Annotated in this window: 7 protein-coding genes; all 7 read left to right on the top strand. The window is 34.8% G+C overall.

The window, feature by feature from the left end; genetic code table 11:
* Window positions 1-169 precede the first annotated feature (169 nt).
* Window positions 170-319, top strand: coding sequence for a hypothetical protein (locus tag BBH88_RS19305; RefSeq protein WP_154669183.1), 150 nt, complete (start codon window positions 170-172; stop codon window positions 317-319).
* A gap of 100 nt (window positions 320-419) precedes the next feature.
* Window positions 420-2,096, top strand: a complete 1,677-nt coding sequence (locus BBH88_RS18160) for a recombinase family protein (RefSeq protein WP_065536352.1) — start codon at window positions 420-422, stop codon at window positions 2,094-2,096.
* 1,111 nt (window positions 2,097-3,207) lie between these two features.
* Entirely contained in the window at window positions 3,208-4,203 is a 996-nt protein-coding gene (locus BBH88_RS18155) for a hypothetical protein (protein WP_065536353.1), read from the top strand.
* A 164-nt stretch (window positions 4,204-4,367) separates the two neighbouring features.
* Window positions 4,368-5,351, top strand: coding sequence for a hypothetical protein (locus BBH88_RS18150; protein WP_065536354.1), 984 nt, complete (start codon window positions 4,368-4,370; stop codon window positions 5,349-5,351).
* A 193-nt stretch (window positions 5,352-5,544) separates the two neighbouring features.
* On the top strand, window positions 5,545-9,711 hold the full coding sequence (locus BBH88_RS18145) for an NACHT domain-containing protein (RefSeq protein ID WP_065536355.1): 4,167 nt from the start codon (window positions 5,545-5,547) through the stop codon (window positions 9,709-9,711).
* Window positions 9,712-9,889: 178 nt separating this feature from the next.
* The gene (locus tag BBH88_RS18140) at window positions 9,890-11,098 is read left to right on the top strand and encodes a HEPN-associated N-terminal domain-containing protein (RefSeq protein ID WP_065536356.1); all 1,209 of its coding nucleotides are present in this window, start codon (window positions 9,890-9,892) and stop codon (window positions 11,096-11,098) included.
* A 266-nt stretch (window positions 11,099-11,364) separates the two neighbouring features.
* The gene (locus BBH88_RS18135) at window positions 11,365-11,841 is read left to right on the top strand and encodes a hypothetical protein (protein ID WP_065536357.1); all 477 of its coding nucleotides are present in this window, start codon (window positions 11,365-11,367) and stop codon (window positions 11,839-11,841) included.
* Window positions 11,842-12,145 lie beyond the last annotated feature (304 nt).

Below are 12,145 nucleotides of genomic sequence, written 5' to 3'. Positions count from 1 at the left end.
GGGGGAGGGGGGATAGGTGAAATGAAAACTTGGATGGGAATAAAAAGTAAATTAATTAATTTAGTAGAAAAGTTTTCTCATCACTACCCACCCCCCGCCCCCCGCCAATTCTTAAAGTAATGAGTAAATATATATTATTTTTTTGATCAATTTAGAGGGGGAAGTAATCATGCTAGACGAAGTATCAATTGACTATGAATACAAAGTTTTAATAGATATCTTAGCAGAATCAGTAACGGCATATTTGATGAATAATAACTCGGAAAATGATCAAGAACAAAGTGAACTGCATGCGAATAACCCAGCCAAAGAGGAATAACAATTTTTAAAAAAACACATAATGAAAGAGATTACCGACTTTCCCAAGCAGTCACGCTCTAAATAGGAACAAGCCTGGGTACAAAAAGGGGGGAAGAACTTTGCATCTATCTAATGAGTATAATAAACTGGCACAACCAATTGAGAAGAAGAAAAAGGCCGCAATTTATGCTCGGGTTTCTACTGTAGAGCAAGCTGAAGAAGGATATAGCATAGATGAACAGGTTCGACTATTACGTGAGTTCTGTAAAAAAGAAGGTTATGAAGTATGCGGGGAGTATGTAGACCGAGGAATCAGCGGCAAAAACATCTCAGGTAGGCCTGCACTTCAACAGCTTTTAAGTGCTGCACATAATAAAGAATTCGACATAGTGTTAGTTTGGAAAATGAATCGTTTTTCTAGAAAGAGTATTGATTTGTTAAACATCGTGGAGATGTTAAAGACTAAAAACATCGGTTTTAGATCTTATACAGAAAAATACGAAACGGAAAGTCCTTCAGGAAAACTTCAATTTCAGATGATGGCAGCAATATCGGAATTTGAAAGAGCTAATATATCAGAAAACGTAAAGATGGGAATGCTAGCGAGGGCAAGAGCTGGTTATTGGAATGGCGGGAAGGTACTCGGATACGATATAGATTCAACAGAAGTCGATGACCGAAACAGGGCAGCCTCTAAACTTGTTATTAACGAAGACGAGGGACAGACGGTTAGAAAAATCTTTGATTTATACACCGGGGGCTTCGGTTATAAGTCAATTGCCGGTCAATTAAATAGAGCAGGTCATCAAACTAAAAGAAAGAAAAGTTTTTCGATTAATAGTGTAAAGCAAATACTCCAAAATCCTTTATATGTCGGTATTATTCGGTTTAATGTCAGAAGGGATTGGACTGAAAAAAGGCGTAATAATATTAATCCAGATCCGGTAATGGAAAAAGGTAAGCATGTACCGCTAATTTCACAAGATACGTGGGACCAGACTCTAGCTATTATGAAGAGCAGAGGCGGCAGACCTAATCGGATTCATAGTGGTGAACACCCTTTGACTGGGATTATTAGATGCCCTGTGTGTAATTCAGGAATGGTACTTAGCAGAACAACCAATAAAACAAAAGACGGAACAAAACGAGTACTGGAGTACTATGTTTGTGGGGCCTGGAAGAACAAAGGAAGCACGGTTTGTCGATCAAATGGTGTCCGAGTAAATTATGCAGATGAATACGTGCTTACTAAGATCGCTAATGTTGCAAATAACGACAGATTAATAAAAAGTATTGTATTGAAAATAAATAGTGAGCGTGAGAAGAATCGGTCACCTCTGCAAAACGACTATAAGAGGTTGGAAAAAGCAATTGATTCTGTCCAACTTAGAAAAGACAAGATACTGGGACTGTTTGAAGAGGGTATTGTTGAAAAGGATGATCTTATCGGCCGATTAGCTACTTTAAATGAGGAAATAGCGGGATTAGAAGAACGTAAGGCACCAATAAAAAGTAAGATGTGGCAAGACGACACAATAGAAGTAAACTTTACCTTAGTAAAAGATGTTATGGATAGCTTCACAAAAATGTTTAAAGAATCATTATCCCGAGAACAGAGAAAACACCTATTACATCTACTCATAAATAAAATAACTATTTCTGAAAGCAGGGAGATCGACTCGATCAAAATCCAATTAAATAAAGAAGTGGTCAAACACTTCACCACTCCAGAAGGAGAAAGATCATCCGATGACGATGATCTTTCTCCTTCTTTTACTGTGTTTTTGGAGCTTTAGAAATACATTAATTTAAGGAGGTGATCTAATGACAAGTATAAGCCTATTTAAAGCAGGGGTAATGTTTGGAATCTCGGTATTCTTTGCTGTAAAAGATGCGATAAGTACAAAATAAAAAACGGACTGGAGTGAATGGAATGGGATTCTTTTCTTTAGGAACACTTATAGGTTTGGTATTTTGCATAACCATTGAAAGGCTTGGAATCAGAGTAAATTATTAGTTTATCTAACTCTGTTGATGAGTGATATAGATCCAGTGGAGATTGGTTGGGGATTGGTCGAAAAGGACTGTTCAATATCCCAAGACCGAACTAATTGTAGAAGTCCCACTGTTAGAATGTCATTGGATTGCTTGTGAAGATACGATAATGGCTTCCTACCAACGAGAATTAGCATTGTAAATGCTAACGAGATGTCAGATAGTATGCATTTAAATTTGAATATTTAGACGGAAATGCATATAAGCTTTATCTTTATCCCGTTACTGGTACAGGAAGTGGTGGGAGTTTTACTATTTCTGAAGAGCCAGCAAAAAGGAACTTAATTGAATCTGTAACCAATGACGATAGCTTTGAACTTGTCTATTATGACAATTATTTGGTGGAAAATAGGATCACTATTTATAGGAGGTAGGTTATAACCTCATCTTAATCCATCAATTTGTAAAGAATAAGTCCTCGTGGCTGCCAGAGCGATTGGGATAAGTGAAGAGGTGCTGAAAAGAAGTGACTACGCGCTGCATTTACGATGTTTTAAATGATGTCCTATGCTAAATATATAGTATAGGACTTTATACTTAATAGAGTTAAGTTAAACTACAAAATTAATTAGCCTTAGACGCCCTAACCGAAGAAAAAGCCGAATGATTCATCAGCAAAATGATAGACTTTTCAACTGTTCAATTAGGTATATGCTATCGGTGACTGTGAACGCAGCAGTTAATATAGGTTCTTTGCACTAAATCTGTTAATGTTTATATGTATATAGAATTACATATAGAAATTATAAACCTCCTTTACATTATTTTACAAATATATGAATAAGAATAATGAAAAGAATGTTATATGTAATATCTTTGTTACTTTTATTATTTTCAATGGGAGGGAATTTTATGAGAAAATTATTCATTAGTAGTTTGGTTATTTTTATTGTGTTAGCTGGATGTAGTAACGATGAAGCTTATAACAATGCTGTGCATAAAGGATTAGATTATATAGCTAGTGAAGAATATCAGAAAGCTGAAAGTGCATTTGAGCTAGCAATAGATGAAAAAAGTAACGATAAAAAAGCAACGGCTTTACTGGATCAAACTGTCTATCATCAAGAAGCTATAAAAGCAATGGAGGAAGGCGATCTTGACAGTGCGACAGAAAAAGCTGAGAAGGTTATTAACACAGAAGATGGATCGTCCGCACTGGTTAAAAAATCCAAAGATATTGTAGCGTCAATTGAAGACCTCGAAACAACATTAGCCGAGTTGACAGAGGAATATGAAGCTGCTCTAAAGCAATTTGAAAACAAAGAATATACAGAGGCGAATAAAACGGTTGATAACCTTTTAAAACACGAATCGGAACAGCCGATTTTTGAGTCGATAAAAAAGGACGTTAGAAAGCTACAGGAAGACATCAAATTAGCTCTAGATTCAGAGAAGAAAGCAGAGGAAGAGACAGAGAAGGCAGCAGAAGAAGCTGAAAGTTCAGAGACGACGTCCGAGCAGGAAGTAGGTCTCATAGATATGCCGATTCAAATAGGAGAGAACTTAAGCGATCTTACCAGTTATTATGGAGATCCAACCTATGATGATTATTTTATGGGTGGGCGACTGGTCGTTTTTGAAGAGGAAGATGGATACTTCTTAAGCGACTCAGAGACAGTGACAGGTTACATGATCAGCAACCCTTACATCAGTATTTATGAGACATATATAGGCATGACTTTTGCAGAGGTCACTTCTGTATTCTCCGAGCCTGCAGAATCATTTTTCGATGGCACTGAAATGCAGAGCTATGCCAATCTTTACTACATTGATAATTACAAAATCATTTTCTATTCGGAAACCGAATCGGGTCCTACAACCTCTGCAATTATCATAGACAATAACTAACATGTCACGAATGTAACTGCCGAGCAGGGCTCGTCGAATCCATATGAATGGACTCTTGGATAAAATTTATTTACATTATTTTGAAAAATAAATTAATAATTATAATGACAAGGATGTTATATGTAATATTTTTGTTACTTTTTTTATTTTAATGGGGGAATTTTATGAGAAAATTATTGATTAGCAGTTTGTTTGTTTTTATTTTGTTAGCTGGATGTAGTAACGATGAAGCTTATAACAATGCTGTGCATAAAGGGTTAGATTACATAGCCAGTGAAGAATATCAGAAAGCTGAAAGTGCATTTGAGCTAGCAATAGATGAAAAAAGTAACGATAAAAAAGCAACGGCTTTACTGGATCAAACTGTCTATCATCAAGAAGCTATAAAAGCAATGGAGGAAGGCAATCTTGACATTGCGACAGAAAAAGCTGAGAAGGTTATTAACACAGAAGATGGATCGTCCGCACTGGTTAAAAAATCCAAAGATATTGTAGCGTCAATTGAAGACCTCGAAACAACATTAGCCGAGTTGACAGAGGGATATGAAGCAGCATTGAAGCAATTCGAAAACAAAGAATATAAAGAAGCTAATAAAACGGTTGATAACATTTTAAAACACGAATCGGAACAGTTGATTTTTGAGCCGATCAAAAAGGACGTTAAAAAGCTACAGGAAGACATCAAATCAGCTCTAGATTCAGAGAAGAAAGTAGCAGAAGAAGAAAAGGTAGAACAGGAAGAAATTGCAAAGGAAAAAACTGCGACAGAAGAAAGACCTGCAAAGTATGATTTAGAATTAAACCCAAATCAAGAAGGTTTTTATAATGGCGTTCGATATTCAGGCGAGTCTGGTACAGCTGGACCTGATGAAACTCATACAGTCGAGGATGCTCGTGCAATGGGCTATGAGGTAGTTGTGATTACTCGACCAGCTAATTCCGATTTACCACTTATAGAAGGTTTGGATAAGCCATATGATTTTAATAGATTCATGGAATATAGCATCGTCACACATGTAGAGGGAAGAACTTTCGAAATGGATGGGGAGTATTTGGAGTTCCTGTATACCGCCATAAATGAACATCAGGATTCATTTATCGCTTTCTTTCAAGATGAAAGTGGATTTGTTTTTGATATGAGTTATTAGAAAATATAAAGGGAGAGGTATTTTATGAATAAGAAAATAGATGGGTTCAGGGGAAGGTATTATTTTCTCTCTAATTTCAGTTCATAATCAGTTACATTTCAAGCTGTGAAACAGTTCCAATTGGGGTTTTTTGATAAGCCTTCAAATACTACTAAATTTTAATAAGTAATGGAAAAGTAGAGGTGGTTTAGCCTTGCAAAAAGTAATATATGAATGGAAGCGTTTTTGGTGTCCAAGAACTGGCTCTATAAACCTAACTGACAGTGGTTATCTTTATGACCCCGACTCCCAATACGGAAGAATCTATAACCCCGACGTAGTTTCATATGAGGTGATTTCTAAGAAACAGTGTTTGGGTTTACTAGGAGAACCTGGTTCTGGAAAGACATTTGCAATCGAAGAAGCAAAAGAAATCTTTCATAAAGCTACAATAACTATGTCTGTTGATTTGCGCTCTTGCGGAACGGATTACACTCTTTACCGTAGCTTATTTGATCATCCACTTTTTCAAAAGTGGATAGAGGGCGACTATAATTTGTACCTCTTTCTGGATAGTCTAGACGAATGTTTGTTAGAAGCAGATTATTTAACATCAATATTAATTAAAGAGTTTAGAAACTGCCCTATCGATCGTCTATTTCTTCGTGTTACTTCCAGAACTGCTGACTGGCCTAATTCGTTAGAAGCGGGATTGATTCAATTATGGGGAAAAGAGAATGTCGAGATTTTTGAATTAGCACCTCTACGTCGAAAAGATGTAGTAGAAGCCGTATTGAAGAATGAGTTGAATAGTGAAGCTTTTTTACATGAAGTTCTAATAAATGAAGCTATTTCATTTGCTATAAAGCCGATTACACTTCTTTTACTTATTAATAACTATAAAAAAGATGGAAAACTTCCTGCTACTCGAAAGGAAATTTATTTATCAGGTTGTAAATTATTATGTGAAGAGACAAATGAAAATCAACTGAATAAGAAAGAGCAGCTCACTAGTCGCGAGCGTTTACAAGTCGCTTCTCGAATTGCAGCAGTAACTGTCTTTTCGAATAAATATGCTATATGGAGAGGCTTGGATTTTGGAAATGTACTTAAAGAAGACGTTACTACACAAGAATTGTCATATGGAGGACAACTTCATTTAGAAGAAAATCTTGTTGAAAAGGAATCCAATTTAGTGGACACCTTATCTACTGGACTGTTTACATCTAGAGGAGTTAATCGATTTGGTTGGACACATCAAACATATGCTGAATTTTTAGCGGCTTGGTATTTGATTGAAAAAAAGTTATCAGTAAAACAAATATTAAATTTAATTGAACATCCAGAAGATCAAGACCGTAAGTTAGTACCGCAATTACACGAAGTTTCTGCTTGGTTAGCTAGTATGAGTGACGATATATATAAGGTGATTGTCAAACGAGATCCCTTTGTTTTACTCCGGAGTGACATTAGTAATACTAGTAATGACAATAAAGAGATTTTAGTAGAAGAATTGTTAAAACAATTGGAAGATGGGGAAATTTTGAAATGGAATTTTGATAACCAGTATCGATATTCCAATCTTTTCCATCCTGCTTTGGAAGAACAGTTGAAAGAGTTTATTATGGATGGAAGTAAATCTATATTTGCTAAAAGAGAAGCGATAGAGATAGCTAAATCTTGTAGGTTAACGAATTTAAATTCTATCATGTTAGATTTAGCCCTTAACGCAAGTGAACTTTTACCTATTAGAGAGCAGGCTGCGTGGGCTGTCAAAGAAATAGGGGAAGCATCTCATATTAAGAAACTATTACCTCTAGCCAATTCTGAAATTGGAGATGATCCTAGAGATGGTTTAAAAGGCATTGCATTAAATGCACTGTGGCCTAAGTATCTTACGGTAAAAGAATTACTTCAGCTTTTGACTCCTAAAAAACAAAAGAATTACTTTGGCGCATATGATATGTTTCTGTCGCAAAATTTGATTAGTGAAATTCATATTGAAGATCTTCCTATTGCATTAGATTGGGTAGTTGAACAACCTTCAATTCATGACTTAGAAAATCGTTTTAAAGAGCTTGTGAATCAAATTTTACAGAAATCTTGGAACCATCTAGAGGTTGGGAATATAATTAATCCTTTTTCTAAAGCAATGTTTTCAAGATTGGTTCTTTTTGATCAATTAAGTATTTTTGAAGAGATTCGAACTATTGATAAAAGACGGCATGCTTTAATATTAGCCATGTTCAATAACATTAAAGACAAAGAAAAAATTGCTGAAAAGATTCAAGATTTTCGGCTGATATCTGCAATAGATATCTCTTGGTTAATTTCATGTCTATTGAGTACAGAGAACAAAATAGAACAAGATATATGGGCACAATTAATTTGGAATACTTTCGAAGTTTCTAACTACATGCAGATTGAATTGATTCATAAAGTATCAAAGGAAACCCCGGCTCTTGAAGTCTTAAGTAAAAAATCTTTCGAGCCCATTTTACTTAATTCAGTAGAAGCACAGAAGATGAGAGAAAGAGAGTCAAAAAGCAAAGCAAGGAAAAGATTAATAGAAAATAATAAACCTTCTAAAGTCTCTTTTCTAACAGAGAATGAGGTTTCAAGCTACTTAGATAAGATTGAAGCAGGGTCACTTGATGATTGGTGGAGACTAAATTTTTATATGGCTCATAATTCAGAAGGTCGATCTATAGATGAACTAAACACTGATTTAACAATGTTAAAAGGTTGGAAAATCGTTAGTGAATCAACCAAAATTCGTATTATAGAAGTAGCAAAAACTTATATATTAAAAGCAATTATTGACGAGAAAGAATCCTTCAAAGTAGATGTAATTCATCGGCCAGCATTTGCAGGATATCAAGCCCTTTCATTAATTTTAAAGTACGATGCTGATTTTTTATCCACTCTTTCTAAAGAGGTTTGGAAGAAGTGGTTACCGGCTATTTTGGTGTGCCCAATATCAACAGGTAGTGAAGAGGAAGTAACTCGTAGTAAAATAGTAAACTTGGCATATACTTGCATTCCGGATCAAGTAATTGATTTAGTGCTTATCTTAGTAGATAGAGAGAATCAAAAATTTAATTACATTTTTATTATCAATGCTTTAGAAGAGTGTTGGGATGATCAAATAACCCAGAACATTTTATGTAAACTAGAAGACGAGAATTTAGCAGTAGGATCTATGGATTCAATGCTAAGAATTCTTTTTAAAAAGCGAGTAGTTGATGCAATTAATTTTACTCGTTCCTTTCTTACAAATCCTTTACCTACTGAAGAAAAAAGAAGAGCAAAGACTGTAAATGCTATACGAGAATTGCTAATCCATGGAGGAGACACTGAATGGGAGAAAGCATGGCCAATTATTCATGAAGACAGAGCATTCGGGCATGAGGTTATGTTTTCTATTGCAAGTACAATGCGCGAAACTTCTCACATGGGAGAAGAGATATTAGGAGACCTTTATATATGGCTACTAGAACAGTTCCCTTTTTCAGGAGATCCAGATTATTCGAATGAAGATGTAGCACATTTTGTAACACCAAGGGAAGAAATAGCTGATTTTCGTAATTCTTTATTACGAAGTTTAGAAAATAGAGGTACTCTCAAGTCTTGTGATGAAATAGCTCGTATTATTGAACACTTCCCTGAAGATTCGACATGGTTAAGACCAATTCTTATAGAAGCAAAAAATAAGACCCGTCGCCGTACTTGGGCGCCGCCTACTCCTATTGATATTATAAACTTAACAAGCAATAAAGATTTTCGTTTTGTGCAAAGCGGAGAGCAATTATTAGATGTTATAGAAGACTCTTTAGAACGATTCGAGCAAAAACTGCATGGGGAAACACCGGAAAATGTTTTTTTATGGAATGATTTAGGTGAGAAAAAATTTAATCCTCGCACAGAAAACGAGTTTTCTGATTATGTTAAAAAGCATTTTATAGAAGACCTTAAAGGAAAAGGTATTATTGTTAATAGAGAAGTCGAGATTCGTAAGACAACTGGTAATATTCAAGGGCAACGAACAGATCTGCAGGTAGATGCTATATTAAAACAACCAGACCGAGACAGTCATGAAATTATTAGTGTAATTGTAGAGGTAAAAGGAAATTGGCATTCAGAACTAAAAACTGCTATGGAAACACAACTTGTAGATAGATATTTAAAAAATAACACTTGCAAATATGGACTTTATCTCATTGGTTGGTTTGATAGTGAAATGTGGAAAGATGAAAATAGGAGAAGAAAAATCCCAAAGGTATCTATAGAAGAAGCGAAAATATTTTTTGATGAACAAGCTGAAAAACTAACAGATAACGTAAGGGAAGTGAGAGCTTACGTAGTCGATGTAAGATTGTGATACTTATAGAAAAAGCCATTAAGTTTGGTAAAGGTCATTTTTATTTTCCTAATTTCTTTAAGTATCATGCTCTGGAACATAGAAATACAGTCCTTTTCTAACTGAAACAAAATATAAAGCTACAAAATACAATTAAATTAGAATGAGTATAAGATGTTTTAGAGGATGGTGCTAAATAATGGGTTATCATAAAAATTTGCTTATCAGACAAAATGAGTTAGGTTTTAGTACCCTCGGAGATAAATTCGTGTGTTCTGAATGTGTTTCTGACATACATATTCAGAATTGTATTGAAGAAAATGCAACTGCTGATAAATGTGATTATTGTGGCGCTGAAGGTGAATGTACTTTAGCTGCTGACATTGATTTAATAATGGAATTTATTATGACAGGTATTAAATTTGAATGGGGAGACCCTAACGACGAAGGTGTAGGCTATGATTCAAGGGAAGGTGGATATCTAGGGGTTGAAATATATGATGGATGGGATTTCACTGAAAATGTTTTATATGGTGAAGTTGGTATAAATACAGACTGTTTATTTAAAGACATTAGAGACGCATTGATGGATACAATGTGGTGTAAATCTGACCCATATGGCTCAACGCGGGACGAAGAGTTATTTTACACATGGAACGATTTTTCTGAACAAGTAAAACATAGTATGCGTTATCTATTTTTGAATAGCTCCTATCACTCAGGTAACAAAAAGCAACGAGTAGTACCACATGAGATTTTGGATAATATAGCTGGTTTTGTTGAGGAATTAAAGTTGATTAAACCAATAGCATCGAGCAAATTTTTTAGAGCCCGCGTATCTTCAAAGGGTGAGTTGTTTCATAAAGCAAAAGAAATTGGAACACCGGCAAAAGATTATGCGGAAAGTTCAAATAGAATGAGTCCAGCTGGGATTCCGATGTTTTATGGAGCAGAAAGTGAAGAAACAGCTTTACTGGAAGTGAAATATAGACCGGGTGAGAACGTGGTAGCAAGTATTGGTGAATTTGTTAATAATGAAAAATTAATGTTACTAGATTTAACGTCTTTACCAAAGTTACCTAGCATCTTTGATGAAGAGGAACGAGAAAAACGTTGGGTAGTAAAATTCTTTTATAGTTTTTTAAATGATTTTACAAAACCAATTGAAAAAGATGGCAGAGAGCATGTGGACTATGTGCCTACACAAATTGTTACAGAATATTTTAGATATGTTTTTAAATATAGAAACTCTGGAATTGACGGTATTGTATATCCGAGTTCTCTCAATAACGAAAAAGCTTACGTGTTGTTTTTTGAAAATGAAGATTGTAATGACCATCAGAGCAAGGGCGGGCTAACCTTGAAAAAAGTTTCGCACTTTAGAGGTAGACTAAAAACCTCACTTTGATACATCACGGTGAGCCTTATCATAAATAAGTGCGAAATTTTGGATTGTTTTCGTATATATAGGTTATGGAGAACCCGCATCATGCTTGTTAGGTAAGAATAAGCCCACAAATCTTTGATCTAGATTTGTGGGCTTATTTTTTACCATACTTAAATCTGATTATACTGATTCTTATGGTGTTATAATTTACATAATTATCAATCCTTATCGTAAGAAAAACATAGCTTATGATGTAAGATCAAATCGATTAAAAGGGGATTTTTTAAATGAAAAGTAAAAATAAGAATGCCAATGAGAATATTGATTTTCCACAAGATGACTACCAAGATGTTCTAACGAGTATGGAAATGTTTAATCAAAGAGCAAAATTATCAAAAGAAAAAATAGTGGAGTTTGACGAAGCATTTAGAGCTAAATTAATGGCTACTCCAGAGCTTGGAAAAGATATATTAAATTTTATTGTGAATCTTTCTGATCAAAATCAGAAAATACACGATAAGGTGATATCCGTCCATCAATCTACAATAGATCACTTGTTTAAAAGATTAGATAAAGAAGATATAACTGAAGAAGAAATGGGGATGATTTATGGGGAACTACGCTTTCTAACAGAACAGGTCGATAAAGCAAGAAAAGAATGGAAGGATACTGTAGAAAAATTGGCTATCGGTGGATTGGTATTAGTCACTGGTGCCGTTGGAACCTATTTCGCGGCTAAATTAAATGATAGAGACAAAAACTAAAGTAACAAGACTCTAAACAATCAAATTTCTAATTTATCGTTCATTAGAAATTACTTTGTAGATGAGTTTTGGATAAGAAGATAGATTAAAATTAAATTTCAATAAGGGATTTGAGCTCGAATATCTGCAGTTCCCATTTGGTGACTGTCACCCGCACGATTCACAAATGATTTATGGAAATGCAAAGGCCCTTGCAATAGCAAGGGCTAGATGGAATAATCATACAATTGCAGTGGATAATCTGAGTTATTGTTGTGAGGGACACCTTTTTTTATAGAACTGTTTATATGCATCGAATAGGGGG

The organism is Planococcus antarcticus DSM 14505 (genome assembly GCF_001687565.2).
In the GTDB taxonomy this organism is placed as follows: domain Bacteria; phylum Bacillota; class Bacilli; order Bacillales_A; family Planococcaceae; genus Planococcus; species Planococcus antarcticus.
The sequence above is the reverse complement of the archived record's forward strand: the minus strand, read 5'-3'. Positions and strand labels throughout refer to the sequence as shown.